The 16,915-nt window shown below is 65.7% G+C and carries 14 protein-coding genes; all 14 read right to left on the minus strand.

From position 1 onward, the window contains the following. Window positions 1-2: 2 nt before the first annotated feature. A complete protein-coding gene (locus XW59_RS03965; protein WP_047143474.1) occupies window positions 3-944 on the minus strand; it encodes an ABC transporter permease in 942 nt (313 codons plus the stop codon). A 2-nt stretch (window positions 945-946) separates the two neighbouring features. Continuing rightward, entirely contained in the window at window positions 947-2,569 is a 1,623-nt protein-coding gene (locus XW59_RS03970) for an amidohydrolase (RefSeq protein WP_047143475.1), read from the minus strand. A gap of 272 nt (window positions 2,570-2,841) precedes the next feature. Further along, a complete protein-coding gene (locus tag XW59_RS03975) occupies window positions 2,842-3,765 on the minus strand; it encodes a LysR family transcriptional regulator (protein WP_047143476.1) in 924 nt (307 codons plus the stop codon). A gap of 262 nt (window positions 3,766-4,027) precedes the next feature. Continuing rightward, window positions 4,028-4,453, minus strand: coding sequence for a type II toxin-antitoxin system VapC family toxin (locus tag XW59_RS03980; RefSeq protein ID WP_047143477.1), 426 nt, complete (start codon window positions 4,451-4,453; stop codon window positions 4,028-4,030). After that, on the minus strand, window positions 4,453-4,695 hold the full coding sequence (locus XW59_RS03985) for a type II toxin-antitoxin system prevent-host-death family antitoxin (protein ID WP_047143478.1): 243 nt from the start codon (window positions 4,693-4,695) through the stop codon (window positions 4,453-4,455). The genes XW59_RS03980 and XW59_RS03985 overlap by 1 nt, the downstream gene beginning before the upstream one ends. A gap of 203 nt (window positions 4,696-4,898) precedes the next feature. After that, window positions 4,899-6,890: a pyridoxamine 5'-phosphate oxidase family protein gene (locus XW59_RS03990; protein WP_047143479.1), complete on the minus strand. Its 1,992-nt coding sequence runs from the start codon at window positions 6,888-6,890 to the stop codon at window positions 4,899-4,901. Window positions 6,891-6,922: 32 nt separating this feature from the next. After that, complete coding sequence (locus XW59_RS03995; protein ID WP_047143480.1) at window positions 6,923-8,551, minus strand: ABC transporter ATP-binding protein; 1,629 nt, start codon at window positions 8,549-8,551, stop codon at window positions 6,923-6,925. Beyond that, window positions 8,548-9,378 (minus strand): ABC transporter permease, encoded by an 831-nt coding sequence (locus XW59_RS04000; protein ID WP_047143481.1) that lies wholly within the window; start codon window positions 9,376-9,378, stop codon window positions 8,548-8,550. Before XW59_RS04000 ends, XW59_RS03995 begins: the two co-directional genes overlap by 4 nt. A gap of 10 nt (window positions 9,379-9,388) precedes the next feature. Next, window positions 9,389-10,366 (minus strand): ABC transporter permease, encoded by a 978-nt coding sequence (locus XW59_RS04005; protein ID WP_047143482.1) that lies wholly within the window; start codon window positions 10,364-10,366, stop codon window positions 9,389-9,391. A 22-nt stretch (window positions 10,367-10,388) separates the two neighbouring features. Continuing rightward, on the minus strand, window positions 10,389-11,564 hold the full coding sequence (locus tag XW59_RS04010; protein WP_047143483.1) for an amidohydrolase: 1,176 nt from the start codon (window positions 11,562-11,564) through the stop codon (window positions 10,389-10,391). Between the two features lie 118 nt (window positions 11,565-11,682). Then, the gene (locus tag XW59_RS04015; protein WP_047143484.1) at window positions 11,683-13,263 is read right to left on the minus strand and encodes an ABC transporter substrate-binding protein; all 1,581 of its coding nucleotides are present in this window, start codon (window positions 13,261-13,263) and stop codon (window positions 11,683-11,685) included. A gap of 79 nt (window positions 13,264-13,342) precedes the next feature. Next, window positions 13,343-14,575 (minus strand): ABC transporter substrate-binding protein, encoded by a 1,233-nt coding sequence (locus XW59_RS04020; RefSeq protein ID WP_047143485.1) that lies wholly within the window; start codon window positions 14,573-14,575, stop codon window positions 13,343-13,345. 241 nt (window positions 14,576-14,816) lie between these two features. Continuing rightward, window positions 14,817-15,602, minus strand: a complete 786-nt coding sequence (locus XW59_RS04025; protein WP_047143486.1) for an enoyl-CoA hydratase/isomerase family protein — start codon at window positions 15,600-15,602, stop codon at window positions 14,817-14,819. A gap of 1 nt (window position 15,603) precedes the next feature. Continuing rightward, window positions 15,604-16,842, minus strand: coding sequence for a CaiB/BaiF CoA-transferase family protein (locus XW59_RS04030; RefSeq protein ID WP_047143487.1), 1,239 nt, complete (start codon window positions 16,840-16,842; stop codon window positions 15,604-15,606). Window positions 16,843-16,915 lie beyond the last annotated feature (73 nt).

Raw genomic sequence — 16,915 nt, forward strand, 5'->3', positions numbered from 1 at the left:
CGTCATTTCTTCTGAACCCTCGGATCAAGCCGGGCATAAAGGATGTCGACGATCAGGTTCACCACGATGAAGCCGATGGCGAGCACGAGGATCGTCCCCTGCGCCAGCGGAAAATCAGCCGACAGAATTGCGCCGACGGCCAGCCGCCCGATGCCCGGATAGGAGAAGATGGTTTCGGTTACGACCGCACCTCCCAGCAGATAGCCGATTTGCAGCCCGATCAGGGTCACCACGGGGATCAGCGCATTGCGCAGGCCGTGACGGAGGATGACCTCGCGCTCGGTGAGGCCCTTGGCGCGGGCCGTGCGCACATGATCGAGGCGCAGGACCTCGAGAACCGACGAGCGGGTCATGCGCGCGACCGGGCCGATGAAAATCAACCCCAGCGACATGGCGGGCAGTGCGATATGACGAAGCCCTTCGGCGGTCCAAAGCGGTCCGCCGCGACCGATGAAGGGGAATATCGGATATTTGACGCCCAGAAGCTGAATCAGCACAAGGCAGATGAAGAAGATCGGCAGCGAGACCCCGGCAACGGAGAGCGCCATGATAGCGCGGTCGAACAGAGATCCCCGCCAGACCGCGGCCAGCGTTCCCATTGCGATCCCGATCGGAATCGACCAGATGAGGCTGGCCACCATCAACTCCAGCGTCGGCCCGATCGCGACGATCAGCTCGCTGGCTACGGTCTTGTTGGAGATGAGCGAGCGTCCAAGGTCGCCCTGCGCGAGCCGCTCGATATAGCGGCCGAATTGCACGATAACGGGTTGGTCGAGGCCCATCTCCTGCCGGATCTGCGCGACCACCTCTGGCGTGGCCGTCGGTCCCGCCTGGACCTGCGCGGGATCGCCCGGTGCCAGCTGCACCAACGCAAAGCCCAGAAAAAGAACTCCAAACAGCACCGGGATCGAGACGAGAAGGCGGTTGAGGATCGTCTCGATCACGCTCAGCTTCCTTCATGCACGATGGTGCCGCCGAGGATGGTCAGGTCGCACCGGGCCTGGAGGATGTCTTCGGGCTCTATCTCGAACAAATCTCGGTCCCAGATCGCGACGTCGCCCAGATGCCCGGGTATGAGCTTCCCCTTCACCCCGTCTTCATGCGAGGCGTAGGCCGAGGCCGAGGTATAGGCATGAAGGGCCTCTTCCACGGAGAGTCTCTGGTCCCCGCCGAGCACGGTTCCGCGAGCGGTCTTCCGGGTGACGAGATTATAGATGACCGGCCGCGGATCGACTTCCGTCACCGGGCAATCGGTGGAGGCCGAGGGTTCCAGGCCCGCTTCGATCCATTCCCGATAGGGGTGCGATGCCTCGACGCGTTCCCGCTCGGCGAGGGTGCAATAGAGATCGCCGAACCAATACATGAACGACGGCTGCGGAACAGGCAGGACATGCATGTCGATCATGCGCTGAAGCTGGTCCGGGCGCAGCCAGCCGCAATGCTCGATGCGGTGACGGCGGTTCGGGGAGGGCGTGTCCGCAAGAGCCGCCTCATAGGCGTTCAGCACTTCGTCGATGGCCGCGTCGCCAATGGCATGGATCGCCATCTGATAGCCCGCGCGATGAGCGGCCAGGACCATGGCATTCAGCTCCTCCTGATCCGGAATGCACAAAAGCCCCTTGTCGTCAGGGTCGTTGCCCAGATAGGGGCGGGTCATCGCCGCGGTGCGTCCGCCTGCGCTGCCGTCGGTGAAAATCTTGACCGGGCCGTGGCGGAACATCTCGTCGCCCGTGCCGGTGACCATGCCCGCCGCCGTCACCTTGTCGAGGATCGAGCGTGTCTTGTCGCCCATCACGCAGCCATAGACCCTGACCGGCAGGCGGTTTTGCGCGCGCGCGGCCAAATAGGCCTCCATTTCCGGCCAGCCCTCGCGAATGCCGATCGCGGCCTCCATGCAGGAGGTTATCCCATGGCTCAGCAGCCTGTTGCCGCCGCGCTCGATCGCATCGACCAGTTCCTCGACGGCGAGCCTTGGCAGGACCTTCATAACCTGCTCGCGCCCGGTCTCCGCCAGAAGTCCGGTCAAGCGGCCATTCGCACGCTCGATAAGGCCGCCCTCGGGTGAGGGGGTGTCCTCGGTGATCCCCGCAAGGGCCAGGGCGGCGGAATTGGCGACCGCAAGATGGCCGCAGGTCCGCACGATGTAGACGGGATGATCCGGGCAAGACGCATCAAGCTCCTCGCGATAGGGATGGCGCCCGACGTCGAGTTTGAAATGATCGTATCCGCGCCCGGTGATCCATTCGCCCTTGGGCAGGGTTGCAGCCTTTGCGCGCAAGGTCTCCAGCAGATCCGCGAGCGTGGAAACCACGCTGGGGCGGAGGTCGACCTCGGCCATGGCAATGCCGTACATGTGCAGATGAAGATGGGCGTCATAAAGCCCGGGCGTCGCCAGCCGTCCGTCAAGCTCGATGACGCGCGTCGTCTGGCCGATCTGCGCCGCGATCTCCTCCGCGGTTCCCACCGCCGCGATCTTGCCTTGCGAGATCGACAGGGCTTCAGCGAAGCCAAGCCCCTTGCCCTTCCAGATCTTGCCGCCCGTCAGCACGCAATCGGCTGCGGCGCTCATCGGGCGAGCCCATGAAATGAGGATGCGGAATGAAACATTCGGGCCTCCTGTCGGTCACAATTCTGCGACAGGGAGTATGGTAGTGCGGCGGCCCCGGCTGGCGTCAACAACCGCTGCGGGGTGTGGCGGCGCGACAAGCCATACCGGTCAAATTCGTTTAACCCGTTGAGAAAACGAAGACTTGGCGACCTCGTTCAACCAAGGACGATGAGCGGCAATGAATTTTAAATCGGATAAGTAAATCTTGTCGCGGATTTCTGGGATTTTCGGCGCTAGCCCCATCCCGCGGGCGCCAGCGAGGCGACGGCTTCCATCAGAACGAGCAGCAGAGCCGACGCGAGGGGATCCTCCTCATCGCCTCCACCGCGTTGCAGGGCGACCGCCGATAACGATGTGGTCGGCGAGAACCGTCGGGTGACCAGGGCGAGCCCCCTCGACATCGCGGCCGAATAGGGGTCGACAACCGCCACACCCAGGCCCGCATGGACAAGCGCGCAGGCGCCCACAGCTTGATCGCAGCTCAGACTTGGCGCGTATTGCACACCTTGAAGTGAAAAAGCGCCCCGGATCAGCGGAGTTAGGGCTGGACCGCCCGCGATCAGCGTATGTCGCACCAGATCGGTTGGTCCAACCACGGCGCGTGTCGTCAAAAGATGGTCCTGAGGCAGGACCGCGACCAGTTCCGCCGTTCCGAGCACGGTTATCTTCAGCGCGGCATGGCTCACCGGTCCCTGTACCACCCCGAGATCGGCGAGCCCCAACTCCACTGCTCTGGCCACCGCGTCGGCACTGTCCAGGTTCAGATTGATCTCGACCTGTGGCGCGTCAGCCATGAAGCGACGCAGGGCAATCGGAACCACGGCGCATCCCATGGCCGATGTCGCGGCCAGCACAAGACGCCGTCGCTTGTGCTTCTTCAGGGCCCGCAATCGCCCTGCAAGGCCATCCAGGGCGCCAAGCAGCGGTCGGATCTCCTCATAGACACAGAGGCCTTCTTCCGTCGGCTCGAGCCTGCGGCCCGCACGGCGGAACAACGCGACACCGATCTGCGCCTCGAACGTGCGAATGGCATTCCAGACCACGGATTGCGACAGGCCCAGATGATCCGCGGCCGCCGTGGTCGTGCCGCGCTCGATCACCGCAGCGAACGCCTCGATCAACCGCAGATCAAGATCGTTCCGCCGCTCTATCCGCATCGCTTCCGACTTTCTTCCACGACGAACTTTCTCGCTGTGAGTGCGTCATTTCAGATGCCCGCGGGACGAGTCGTCGAAACCAACGTATTAGGCGAGAATTGACCTTTTGAGTGGGAGTTACGGGGCGATCGGCGACGGCGATTTCCGCGGCCGTTTTGCAGCTTCCGCAAGGTTCCCAGGACGCGCTCCTCGCCGGCATTGCCGGGCGAACGATCATTCGGCGGCATCCAGGCGCGGTCGACTGGGTAGGAGAGGCTTGTGATCATGCCAACAACAGCGTTGGCACGCCGAGCACCGGACCGGCCTCGGCAAGCCGGCGGTCGAGTGTGTGTACTGTGGCGCCATGCTCCGACCCGGTCGCGAGGTGCAGGGCATCGCCGGCGCGCAGACCCAGAGCGTGGTGGTCGGCGAACCTCGCCGCCGAGCGGAAATGCCCGCCCGTCACCGGCAGTACGGTGAAGCTCTCTGCAACCAGTTTGTTGAACATCGCGAGCGCCGCCGCGCGCTGCTCCAGGCTGATCTGGCCTGCCCGCAGCTTAATGGCCATGGCCGCAGATATTTCGGTCATGGTCCAGTCGCTGATCAGAAGCTGCGCCGGATCCTGTTCCGCCAGCCAGCCTTGAACACGCGGGGTCATGGCTTCGTTGGAGAGCGCCGCGACGACCAGCGACGTGTCGAGATAGAGCATCAGTAACGATCGCCATCCCGCATCGATCGCACCAGATCGGCGGCGCTCTGGGACGGTGGCGGAATGGTCGCCGTCAAGGACTGGAGCAGAGCGGCATCAATCCGCTTGCGCGGCCTAGCCACGGCTGTGAGGCGCGCAACCGGCTTGCCGCGTCGGGTAATGTCGATCGAATCCCCGGCCTCCACGCGGTCGACGAGTTCGCTCAGATGCGCCTTGGCGTCCGCCAGTTTGATCGTGCCCATGTCACGCTCCTGACCATCTAGATGGTCATATATAACGCGTGAGGCTTAAAAATCCAGCGGAAGGCTTTGGAGATGCATTCTTCCAGGCATCCTACGGAACGAGGTCGGCGGGCATGTTCGCTGGAACGGATCGTCCTACGGCACGAGCCGGTTGATTCCCGAAAGTCGGCACGGATCTTCGCCCGGCACTTTCGTATGTCCGATCAGCAATCGAGGACGAGGTCGCCGCGCGGGATCGCCTGGCAGAGCAGGATCTGGCCGCGGGCGATCAGCGGCTCCTCGCCCGAAGGATAGATTGCGCCGCCGCTGACGACGCGCTGCGTGCAGGACTGGCATTCGCCGCTGCGGCAGGAATACTGGACCTCGATGTCGTTCGCCAGCGCGAGGTCGAGCAGCGACCCGCATTCCGGCTTCCAGGTCGCCTGCTTTTCCGAGCGGGCGAAGGTCACGGCGCAGGGCGGACGCCCGGCGAACGCCTCCGCCTGGGCGAAGCCGCCGACGCTCTTCTGCTCGAACGCCTCGATGCGTATGCTCTCGGGTGCGGCGCCAAGGCCGATTAGTCCCTGGCTCAGCGAGGACATGAAGGCGTCCGGGCCGCAGATGTAGAAATCGGCTTCGGCGATGGGAACGTGCCTGGCGAGTGAAGCCGCATCCAGGCGGCCCTCGTGATGGCAGGCGTCGCCCGCCTCTGGCCGGGAATAGGCGGTCAGCAGCCTGATGCGGGGATTGATCTCGGCGAAGCGCCGCGCTTCCGCCCCGAACAGGTGATGCCTGGCGTTGCGCGCGGCGTGGACGAACCAGACGTCGCGCCCGGGCTCCTCGCGCGCCAGATGCTCCGCCATCGGCAGGAGCGGCGTGATGCCGACGCCGGCACTGACGAGCACGATCGGGCGGAGCGGGGCGCTGTCGAGGACGAAATGCCCGCCCGGTGGCCCGACGAAGACCTCGTCGCCGACCGCGACCTTGTCGTGGAGCAGCGCGGAAACGCCGCCGTCGCCGACACGCCGCACGGAGATGCGCAACGTATGGGCATCGGGTACCGCGGAGATCGAATAGCAGCGCCGGCGCGGCATCTTCGGGTCGTCATGCGGCAGCGAGATGGTGACGAACTGACCGGGCGCTGCGTCTCCGATCGGTGCGCGATCGCGCGGCTTCAGCACGAAGGAGACCACGTCGGGACTTTCCTGCCGTCGTGCCACGCAGGTGAAACCGCGCCTGCCGCTCCATGCGACGGGCCGCGAATCCATCCAAATCCGCGACCGCGTCAGCGCTGCCGAGCAGTGGAAGTAGATCTCCTCCGGCTGCATGCTCAGTCGTCGCCGTCCTTCCGGCGCGGAAGCGACCTCGCGGTAGGTGCCGTTGAGGCGGATGTTGTCGCAGCGGCCGGGCTCCGCCGCCAGAATCGCGAACTCGGCCGAATGCGGCGTGGCGGATATGGCCGAGCCTTCGTGTTCGAGATCGAGCAGGAGCGACCGTGTGTTCGTGTCCGCATCGCGTCGCAGCGGCGATCCGCCCACCAGGTCGACGAGGATCTCGCCCGACTTGCTCTCATGCGCGAAGACGATGAAGCGGGCGTCGTCGATGAAGCCCATGAAGCCCGGACCGGCCGTATCGTAGACTTTCTTCTGCACCAGCGGGCTCGGCGTGCCGTAGAAGTCGCGCAGGCCGGCCTCTGTTAGGCGGCCCTCCGCGTCGGCGTCATAGAGAACGGGCTGGCGCCCGCCCTCGGTCTGCCACTGGATATCCCTGGCATAGATGTCGAGCACGTCGAGCGTCGGCTTGCGGCCTGCCGGGTCGACCCAGAAGCCGCTTTCGTCGAAGGCCTTGCTCGACACGAACTCCATCCTGGTCGGCACGAGCACGATGACGCTCAGCGGGCGGCTCTCGTCGGCGGGAAAGGCGGCGATGTCGTCCTCGCCGCGCGATACGCTCGCGCGGGCGGAGATGCGCAGGTAATCGTCGCAGAGCCGGTTGAGGAGGACGAGCGCGACGTCCGGATTGCTCAGCACGTTGCCGATCGTGTCCAGCCGCTTGTTGCCGACATAGTCGGGCAGCAGCAGGGCGCCGTCCTCGCGCAGCCTCAGCACCGAGGGCTGGCCGCCGCGCGGCGAGACGTCCATCGCGCCCTGGGCATTGCGCGAGGCGATGAAAAGCAGCGTGGATTTCTCGATGAAGGCGCGTGTGCGGTCGTCCATGGTCTCCGTCCCCTGCTTCTCCTTCGTATGCCCTAGACGACCGCGCCGGCCGGCTCGCGACGTTTGAAGAAATCGCGGCCGGGAACCGCGGCAAGCAGCCGCTTCGTGTAATCGGCCTGCGGCTTGTCGAAGAGCTCGGCCGCGGGCGCCTGTTCGACGATCTTGCCGTTCTGCATCACCACGATGCGATCTGCGATCTCGCGGGCGACCCTGAGATCGTGGGTGATGAAGAGCATGCTCAGCCCCATCTCGGATTTCAGATCCGACAGGAGCTTCAGCACCTGCGCCTGCACCGACACGTCGAGCGCGGAGACCGCCTCGTCGGCGATCAGGCAGGCGGGATCGAGCGCCAGCGCGCGGGCGATGCAGATGCGCTGCCTTTGGCCGCCGGAGAATTCGTGTGGGAAGCGGTTCAGCGCCTGTGCGCCCAGTCCCACCTTCTCCAGCCAGCGCGTGGCGGTGGCCGTCGCCTCGGCACGCGAGGCGCCGAAAGCCATCGGCCCGCGCACGATGCTCTCGCCGACCTTGAGGCGCGGGTCGAGCGAAGCGTACGGGTCCTGGAAGACGATCTGCATCCTGCGCCGGAACTGGCGCAGCGCCTCGCCCTTCATCGCGCGGACCGGGGCTCCGTCGAAGTTGATCACGCCGTCGTCCGGCTCGATCAGGCGCAGCACCATGCGCGCCAGCGTCGACTTGCCCGAGCCGCTCTCGCCCACGACCGCAAGCGTCTCGCCGCGCTTGAGGACGAGGTCGAACCCTTCGGCGGCCACCACCCGGCGCGGCTTGGCGAAGAAGTTCTGGCGTGTGGTGAAGACCTTCCGCAACGCCTTGATCTCGAGCAGCGGCGTGCGCTCCTCCCCGGTCGAGCGGATGGCGCCGCGGCCGGGCACCGCGTCGAGCAGGTCGCGCGTATAATCGGTCTGCGGCGTCTCCAGCACCGCATCCGCCGGCCCCTGTTCCACCACCTTGCCATGACGCAGCACGACGACGCGATCGGCGATGTCGGCGACGACGCCGATGTCGTGGGTGATGAAGAGCACGCCCATGTCGCGTTTCTGTTGCAGGCTGAGGATCAGGTCGAGGATCTGGCGCTGCGTGGTCACGTCGAGCGCCGTCGTCGGCTCGTCGGCGATCAGCAGTTCCGGATCGTTGGCGAGCGCCATGGCGATCATCACGCGCTGGCGCTGGCCGCCCGACAGCTGGAACGGATAGGCCGAGACGATCGATGCCGGATCGGGCAGGCCGACCTGGCCGAAGAGTTCGACGACGCGCGCGCCGACGTCTCCCTCGGACCGGCCATGGATGCGGATCGCCTCGGCGACCTGGTGCCCGACCCTGGCCAGTGGGTTCAGCGCGGTCAGCGGTTCCTGGAAGATCATGGCGATGCGGCTGCCGCGCAGGGCGCGCATCTCACGCGGCGAAAGGCCGAGCAGGTCGCGATCGCCGAACCGGATCGCGCCCTCGAGCGCCTTCACCTTCGAAGGGAGGAGGCCGAGGATCGCGTGCGCGGTCATCGACTTGCCCGAACCGCTCTCGCCCACCAGGCAGACGATCTCGTTGCGCTCGACGTTCAGGCTGATCCCGTCCACGGCTCGGGTTCGGTCCGCGCCCTCGGGCAGGCCGAGAACGAGGTTCTCGATGGCTAGCAGCGGCGCGGTCATGCTCGGGAAATCCTCGGGTTGAGGGTGTCGTTCAGGGCCTCGCCGACGAGGTTGATCGCAACCACGGTGAGCAGAATCGCGATGCCCGGAAAGACGCTCATCCACCAGGCCTGGCGGATCACGGTGCGGCCGGCGCCGACCATGTAGCCCCAGCTCATGAAGTTCGGATCGCCGAGCCCCATGAAGGAAAGCGCGGCCTCGATCAGGATCGCCGCGGCGACCGTCAGCGATCCGGCGACGATGATGGGCGAAACCGCATTGGGCAGGACATGGCGCAGCACGATCGAGAGCGTGGACTGGCCCTGGCAGCGTGCGGCGTGGACGAACTCGCGCTGCGACACCGTCTTGACCTGCGCGCGGGTGAGGCGCGACAGCGGCGGCCAGCTCACCAGCCCGATAGCCAGGATGATGGTACCGATCGAGGGCGTCAGGATGGCGACGAAGAGGATCGCCAGCACGAAGCTCGGGATGGTCTGGAATATCTCGGTGAAACGCACGATCGCGCCGTCGACCACCCCGCCGGCATAGCCGGCGATGCAGCCGAGCGTGACGCCGATGAACAGCGCGGTCACCGTCGATGCCAAGCCGATCAGGATGGAGACGCGCGCGCCGTGGGCGATACCGGCCGCGACGTCGCGCCCGAGCGTATCGCTGCCGAGCAGCATGCCGCCTTCGCCCGGCCGGCTGAAGGGCGCGCCGGCCATGTCCCAGGGCGAGGCCGGGTAGAGCAGCGGCGCCAGGATGGCAAGCAGGCAGACCATCGTCAGGAGCAGCAGCCCGACGATGCCGGCGGGGCGGTTCAGGAAGGTGCGCAGGAATTCATGCATTGCAATTCTCCTATCGGCCGTTGACGCGCGGATCGATCAGCCGATGCAGGAAGTCGGTCAGAAGGTTGGTCGCGATGACCAGGACCGACATGATGAGAAAGAGACCGAGGAGGACGGGATAGTCGCGCGCCGTCACGGCATCGTAGGTGAGGCGCCCGAGGCCGGGCCAGGAGAACACCGTCTCCACCACGACGGCGCCGCCGATCAGCGCGCCCGCCTGCATGCCGGCGAAGGTCACTACCGGCACGGCGGCGTTGCGCAGCATGTGGCGCGACAGGATCTGACGTTCGTTCAGGCCCTTGGCGCGCGCCGTGCGCACATGGTCCTCGTGCGAGACCTCGATCAGCGAGGAGCGCATGAGGCGGGTGTAGACGGCCATGTAGATTGCCGCCAGCGTGAGCACCGGCAGGACCAGGTGGCGCGCCACGTCGAGCGCATATTCGAGCGCGCCGAAGCTCGAGGCGCGGACGCTGGCATAGCCGAAGGCCGGCAGCCAGCCGAGCTGGATCGAGAAGACCAGCACCAGCATGAGGCCGAGCCAGAAGACCGGCGTCGCATAGAGCAGCAGCGAGACCAGCGAGATCGCGAGGTCCGACCACGTGCCCTGCCGCTTGCCGGCGAAGGCGCCGAACAGGACGCCGCCGATCAGCGATACGAAGAAAGCAGAGAGCGTGAGCAGAAGCGTCGGGCCGAGCCGTTCGAGGATGAGCACGCTGACGTCGGCGCGCTGGCGGTAGGAATAGCCGAGGTCGAACTGCAGGACCTTGCCGATATAGGTGCCGAGCTGCACCAGGAACGGCTGGTCCAGGCCATACTGGGCGCGGATATCGGCGATGAATTTCGGATCCGCGGCGCCCGACTGGCCCGCGATCACCAGCGCCGGATCGCCCGGCGTCGCGTGGATGAGGATGAAGTTGATCGTGGCGATGACGAGGATCGTGAAGACGATCCCGACGATCTTTGCCGAAAGGCGGGTAATGATCGACATCAGCTTGCTGCGAACCTCGTAGCTAGCGCCCGGCCGGCTGCGCGAAGCCCAGCAACTGGTCGAGGACGCCGAGGAAAAGCCCGGCGCCGACCGGGATCAGCTCGTCCGGGAAATCGTAGTCGGGATTGTGGACCATCGGCTTGTCCATGCCCGCGCCGATGAAGAGCAGCGCCGATTTCGAGCACGAGCCGAACAGGCCGAAATCCTCCGCGCCGCGGATCGGCACGTAGTCGGTCACCGGCGACAGGTTCATGCGGTCCGCGGCGGTCTCGAAGGCCGCGGCGGCGTCCGGATCGTTGATGCAGGCGCGGAAGAAGTTGTGCGTCGTGTGGGCCAGCGCCAGCCCTTCCTCGGCGGCGGTCGCGCGGATCATGGACAGCACGTCCTCGAGCAGCGCCGGCATCTTGTCGCTCTCGGGCCGGCGAAGCGTCATGCGGATCTCAGCCGAACCCGGCGTGATGCCGAAGACCGGCTTGCCCATCTGGACGCTGGTCAGCGTCACGCGCTGGAAACCCTGCGCGACGACCTCGCCCGTCTGGAACTTCTCCAGGCCCGTGATGATGCGGGCAACCGCGGTTGCCGGCGAGACGCCGGTTTCCGGCATGGACGCATGCGCGGTCTTGCCGGTGAGCTCCACGCGCAGGCCCATCGACGCGCAGGTGATCTGGCCGGCCGCCACCGCGACATGGGCGAGCGGCAGGCCGGGCATGTTGTGGATCGCGAAGGAATAGTCCGGCGTGATCGCACCGAACTTGGGATCCGCGAGCACGGCTTCGGCGCCGTGCGCGGTCTCCTCCGCCGGCTGGAAGAGCAGGATGGCGCGTCCACGCGCCGGCCTGTTGCCGGCAAGGTGCCGGCCGACGGCCGCCATCATGGTCATGTGGCCGTCATGGCCGCACATGTGCGCCTTGCCGTCGACGCGCGAGCGGTAGGGAAGGTCCGATATCTCGTGGATCTGGAGCGCGTCGAGCTCGCAGCGCAGCATCACGGTCGGCCCCGCCTCGGCGCCCTCGTAGACCAGCGCGACGCCGTGGCCGCCGAGCTGCGTGACGACCTTGTCGGGACTGGTGTCGGCCAGGAAGGAGACCACCTCGCGCGCGGTCTCGGCCTCTTCACCCGAGATTTCCGGAAACTGGTGCAGCTTGTGGCGCCACGCCCGCAGAATGGCAATCTCGCTGTCGTCGAAATATGAAGTCATGTCGGCTCTACACTTCCTTTGTCGCGGCCGCCGGCCGCGTCGTAATCATCGGTTCGGCCTGGGGCCGCTTGGGAATCGACGCGCCGGCGCCATGGGGGCCGGCGCGTCCGAAGCGCGATCAGGCGGTGAAATGCGTCGTGCCGAAATTGGCGTTGACGCCCGTGGACGAGGTCACGACATCTTTCAGCCGGTTATCGTAGATCGTCGGGTACTTCTGCTCGCAGAGCCACAGCACCGGCATTTCCTCGACCAGTAGCTGCTGGACCTCGGTGTAGAGCTCCTGGCGCTTCGTCTGGTCGAGCTCGACGGCGGCCGCCTCGAAGAGCTCGTCCACCTTCGGGTTGGAATAGCCGGCGGTGTTGGAGAACATGACGCCCTTGCGGATGTTGGACGAAATGTAGGTGCGGGCCACGCCCAGCGCCGGGTCGCCGTTCTGGTAGAGCTGGTTGCCGCTGATGTCGAAGTCGCCGTTGCTGACGGCGGAGACCCAGCCCGCGAGATCGTTGCTCTGCAGTTCGAGGTTGATGCCCGCAGCGCCGAAGGACTGGCGGACATATTCGGCAATGCGGGTCCAGACCTCGCCTGCCGGCACCATCGTGAACTTCAGGTTGACGCGCACGCCGCCGGCACCAGGCTTCAGGCCCATCTCGTCCAACAGCGCGGTCGCCTTCTCCACCGAATGCTCGTAGGCCTTCACGTTCGCGTCGTAGAAGCGCATCGAGGACGAGATCGGCCCGGTTGCCGCATTGGCGAGGCCGAAGAAGATGCGGTCGCGCACGAAATCTCGGTCGATCAGATGCATCAGCGCCTGGCGGAAACGCTTGTCGTCCATCGGGGGCCGGCGGCAGTTGAGCTCGATCCACACCATTGGCGAGAAATACTCGTAGCCCTCGGTCGTCATCTCGAGATGCTCCAGCGTCGACAGGCGCTCGACGTCGAAGGGCTCGATATCCTGCCACTGCGCGAGCTGCGCCTCGCCCTGCTCGAGCGAGACGGCGCGGGAGGCGGCATCCGGGATGACGCGGTAGAATATCTCCCTCAGCCTCGGCTGGTCCGGGCGGTAGTAATCCTCGACCGCGGTCAGATGGATGTGCGAGCCCTTCACCCATTCCTTGAGGCGGAACGGGCCGGTGCCGATCGGCGGCAGCTCGGCGCCTTCCTTGCGGTAGTCCTTCCCTTCGAGCTGGTGGCGCGGCAGGATCGGCGCCGACGCGGTCTCGAAGGCCATGATGAAGGCCGGGAACGGCGACTTCAGCTTGAAGACGACGGTGAAGTCGTCCGGCGCCTCGATGCTCTCGCAGCGATCGAACACGGCCCGGGCGCGAGGATGCGTTTCCGGCAGCAGCGACTTGCAGGAAAACAGGACGTCGGCCGAGGTGAAAGGCTGGCCGTCATGCCACTTGGCGTTCTGGACGAGCTTGAACGTATAGGTCAGACCGTCCTCGGAGATCTCCCAGGAATCGGCGAGCAGCGGCTGCGGGGTCAGGTCCCTCGCGTAGGACAATAGGCCCTCGTACATCTTGCCGCCGACGACGCCGGTCGGCGTCTGCTGGTTGATTCCCAGGTTGAGAATCGGCGGCTCGGGCTGGATGATCGCGGTCAGCGTCTCTCCCGCCTCCTGGCCGATTGCCGACTGTCCCATGAATGCCGTCGAGCCGAGGGTGGCCGCCAGCATCATATTGAATTCCCGCCGATTCATTTCATTTCTCCTTTTTCGATGGATGCCGACGGGATACGCGTGTCTGCCGCGTCCCGCCGCACTGCGGTTCCCCGACCGCTTATTTCTTGGTCACCAGTGAACACGTGGACTTTTCGAGCGGCTGGAAGGCCTTGTCCGCGTCGATCTTCGAGATCAGCTTGTAGTAGTCCCAGGGAGCCTTGGACTCGTCGGGCTTCTTGACCTCGAACAGGTACATGTCGTGCACCATCCGGCCATCCTGCCGGATTGTGCCCTTGTAGAAGATGTCCTCGACGGGCATCTCGCGCATCTTGGCCATCACCGCCTCGGTCTCGTCGGTGCCGGCCGCCTCGACCGCTCGCAGGTAGTGCAGCACCGAGGAATAGGTGCCGGTCTGCAGCATGTTCGGCATGGCGCCCACCCTGTCGAAGAACTTCTTCGACCAGGCGCGGGTCTCGTCGTTCATGTCCCAGTAGGATGCCTCGGTGATGGTGAGGCCCTGCGCCTCCTGGAGACCGAGCCCGTGAACGTCGTTGATGAAGCCGGCGAGCGTCGCGAGCTTCAGGCCGGCCTGGGTAAGGCCGAACTGCGCCGCCTGCTTGATCGAGTTGATCGTGTCCGACCCGGCATTGGCGAGCGCCACCACCTTCGCGCCCGAGGACTGCGCGCTGAGCAGGGCGGAGCCGAAGTCTGCCGTACCGACCGGAAGCCGCGTGTTGCCGAGCACCTTGCCGCCGTGCGCGGTCACGACGTCGCCGGTATCCTTCTCCAGGCTGTGGCCGAAAGCATAGTCGGCGGTGACGAAGTACCAACTGTCGAAGCCCGCGCCGACCAACGCCTGGCCGGTGCTGTGGGCGATGGCGTAGCTGTCATAGGCCCAGTGAACGACATAAGGACCGCACACTTCGTTGGTGATGCGAAGCGAGCCCGGCGAGCTCAGCGTGATGATCTTTTCCTTCTGCTTGGCGATCTCGAGCACGGCGAGCGCCGGCGACGAGGAGGCCACGTCGAGCACGGCATCGAGCTTGTCCTCGTCGAACCACTTGCGCGCGATGGTGGCGGCGATGTCCGGCTTGTTCTGGTGATCGGCCGAAAGCACCTCGATGGGCTTGCCGAGAACCTTGCCGCCGAATTCCTCGACGGCCATCTCGGCGGCCGTCACCGCGCCCTTGCCGGTGATGTCGGCATAGACGCCGGACATGTCCTCGATGAGGCCGATGCGCAGCACGTCGTCGCTGAGCTTGCCCGTCTGGGCCATCGCCGTCGTCGCCGCCAGGGCCGATACCGTGGCAGCCAGGAAACAGAGTTGCGCCAGTCTTCCCGTCTTGTTCATTTGCTCCTCCCTCTTCCGTTCTGGACGAGCCCGCGTGGATGCGTGTCGCCGATCGGTATGCCGAGAGCTTAGGTAAGCGGTGCTCCAGCGTTCAATGTCGCGGACACACACCCGCCGGGACCAGCAATGTCTGTCTTCGACAAATCGCCATGTGAGTCCGGCGGTGCGAATGGTCCGGCATGACGACCGGGTTCGTCAGCCGGCGCAGGAACGAGCGCGCCCCAAACCGTCGCCGGAGTGGCTATCGCTTCGCGGCAGGGTCTTTCCCGTCCGCGCCCGCCGCCCGGTCGGCGAAAGCTTGGAGCCCGCGCTTGGCATCGGTGCTGGTGAAGGTGCGCTGGCCGAGCCTCGCCTCCTGCGCGAAAGCCTCCTCCAGCGGCAGATCCTGCAGCCTTAGCACGGCTTCCTTGATCGTCTGGATGGCGACCGGGCTGAGCGTCGCTATCTGGGCGGCGACGTCATGGGCCACGGCCTCGACCTTGTCGGGCGCGACGACCTGGTTGACCACGCCCTTCGCGCGCATTTCCTCGGGGCCGAAGCGGCGCGCCGAGAGCAGGATCTCCATTGCATGCGCATAGCCGATCTGGCGCACAAGCCTGACCAGCGTGCCGCCGGCCGGCACGAAGCCGTGCGAAGGCTCGGGCAGTTGGAACACGGCATCGGTCGAGGCAATGCGGATGTCGGTGGCCAGCATGATCTCGAAACCGCCGCCGATGCACAGGCCGCGCACCGCGCAGACGATCGGCTTGAAGAAGTCGAGCCCCTTCAGATGCGCCGGGTCCCAGGCGCTGATGTCGAAGCGGTCGCTGGCAAGTGCCGGAATGGACTCCATCAGATCCGCGCCGACGCAGAAGGCCCGTTCACCGGCACCCGTCAGCACCACGGCCCGCACGGAATCGTCGTCGCGAACCTCGACGAAGGCCTTGCCCAGGTCCTCGTACATCGCCAGGGAAAGCGCGTTCAGCTTCTCGGGGCGCGCAATGCGGATCGTCGCTACATGGCCGGAACGCTGCAGGTCGATGGACATTTCAGATCACTCCCCGTTTCGCCAGGCCGGCGACGTCTTCCGCGGTCAGGCCCGCGAGCCGGGCGTAGACGTCCGCATTGTGCTCGCCCGGATCGGGTGCCTTGACATGGACATGGCTCGCCGCTTGGGAGAGCTTGATGGGAAGCCCGAACATGCGCACCAGCTTGCCCGCGACCGGCACGTTCACGATCATCTCGCGCGCGGCGATATGGGGATCCTCCACCACCTCGGCGATGGTCTTGATGGCGCTGAGCGGCACGCGGTCGCCTGCCATCTCCTCGAGCTCCGCCTTTGTGTACTTGCCGAACCAGCGCGCCAGGATCGGCTTCACCCGGCGTTCCGCCACCTGCGGATCGAAGCGCTTCTCCATCGTGTCGATCTCGGGATCGCTGGCGATCTCCGGTTCGCCGAACATCTCGCAGGTGATCTTCCAGAACTTGTCCGTGTAGCCGCCAAAGAAAACATAGCCGTCCTTGCAGGGGAACGAGCCGTAGGGACGCACGAAGGGGTGATCGTTGCCCAGCGGCGAGGCCACTTCGCCCTTCGTCGTGTAGCGGACGACGGCGTTCTCCGTCAGCGTCAGAACCGAGTCCTGCTGCGAAATGTCGACCACCTGGCCTTCGCCGTCGCGCTCGGCCTTGCGAAGCGCGGCGAGCGTGCCGATCGCGGCGTAGAGCGACGCCGCGAGGTCGCCGATGATGGTGCCGACGCGCACCGGCGGCCGGTCTGCATAGCCGTTCATCGACCACAGGCCGCCGGCCGCCTGGCCGGTATTGTCGTAGGCTGGGCGCGAGGCGTTCGGTCCGGTTCGCCCGAAGCCGCTGATGCAGGTGTAGACGAGGCGCGGGTTTTCATGCCGGAGGACATCGTATCCAAGGCCCAACTTGTCCATCGTGCCGGGCCTGAAGTTCTCCACCAGCACGTCCGCGCGGCGCACGAGCTTGCGCAGCAGCGCCTTGCCTTCGTCCGTTTTCATGTTGAGCGTTATGCCCAGCTTGTTGCGGTTGAACTGGGCGAAGAAGGCGCTGAACTCCTCGTCGTCGTTCGACACCATCGGCGGGAAGGCGCGGGCATAGTCCGGGTCGTCCGGGTGCTCGACCTTGATGACGGTCGCGCCGAGTTCGGCGAGCAGCATCGAGCAGAACGGCCCCGCCACCACGCGCGTGATGTCGAGCACGGTGACGCCGCTGAGCGGACCGGAGCCGTTGCCGGTCTCGGATCCTGCAGCTTGTTCTGTCATTCTGTTCCTCCTCGGAAATTTCTCGGTGATCGTCGCGACGCTGGCAATGTCCCTTCGCCATATCGCTTCGCAT

The organism is Aquamicrobium sp. LC103 (assembly GCF_001014615.2).
GTDB lineage: Bacteria > Pseudomonadota > Alphaproteobacteria > Rhizobiales > Rhizobiaceae > LBCQ02.

What these genes read in the sequence shown, in the direction of transcription:
- XW59_RS03980 (WP_047143477.1), bottom strand. Translation starts at nt 4,453, where the DNA reads ATGCTCTATCTCGACACGTCGCTGGTCGTCGCGGCGCTCTCCAACGAA.
- XW59_RS03970 (WP_047143475.1), bottom strand. Translation starts at nt 2,569, where the DNA reads ATGAGCGCCGCAGCCGATTGCGTGCTGACGGGCGGCAAGATCTGGAAG.
- XW59_RS04025 (WP_047143486.1), bottom strand. Translation starts at nt 15,602, where the DNA reads ATGTCCATCGACCTGCAGCGTTCCGGCCATGTAGCGACGATCCGCATT.
- XW59_RS03995 (WP_047143480.1), bottom strand. Translation starts at nt 8,551, where the DNA reads ATGACCGCGCCGCTGCTAGCCATCGAGAACCTCGTTCTCGGCCTGCCC.
- XW59_RS03990 (WP_047143479.1), bottom strand. Translation starts at nt 6,890, where the DNA reads ATGGACGACCGCACACGCGCCTTCATCGAGAAATCCACGCTGCTTTTC.
- XW59_RS04020 (WP_047143485.1), bottom strand. Translation starts at nt 14,575, where the DNA reads ATGAACAAGACGGGAAGACTGGCGCAACTCTGTTTCCTGGCTGCCACG.
- XW59_RS04015 (WP_047143484.1), bottom strand. Translation starts at nt 13,263, where the DNA reads ATGAATCGGCGGGAATTCAATATGATGCTGGCGGCCACCCTCGGCTCG.
- XW59_RS04000 (WP_047143481.1), bottom strand. Translation starts at nt 9,378, where the DNA reads ATGCATGAATTCCTGCGCACCTTCCTGAACCGCCCCGCCGGCATCGTC.
- XW59_RS03975 (WP_047143476.1), bottom strand. Translation starts at nt 3,765, where the DNA reads ATGCGGATAGAGCGGCGGAACGATCTTGATCTGCGGTTGATCGAGGCG.
- XW59_RS04005 (WP_047143482.1), bottom strand. Translation starts at nt 10,366, where the DNA reads ATGTCGATCATTACCCGCCTTTCGGCAAAGATCGTCGGGATCGTCTTC.
- XW59_RS04010 (WP_047143483.1), bottom strand. Translation starts at nt 11,564, where the DNA reads ATGACTTCATATTTCGACGACAGCGAGATTGCCATTCTGCGGGCGTGG.
- XW59_RS03985 (WP_047143478.1), bottom strand. Translation starts at nt 4,695, where the DNA reads ATGGGCACGATCAAACTGGCGGACGCCAAGGCGCATCTGAGCGAACTC.
- XW59_RS04030 (WP_047143487.1), bottom strand. Translation starts at nt 16,842, where the DNA reads ATGACAGAACAAGCTGCAGGATCCGAGACCGGCAACGGCTCCGGTCCG.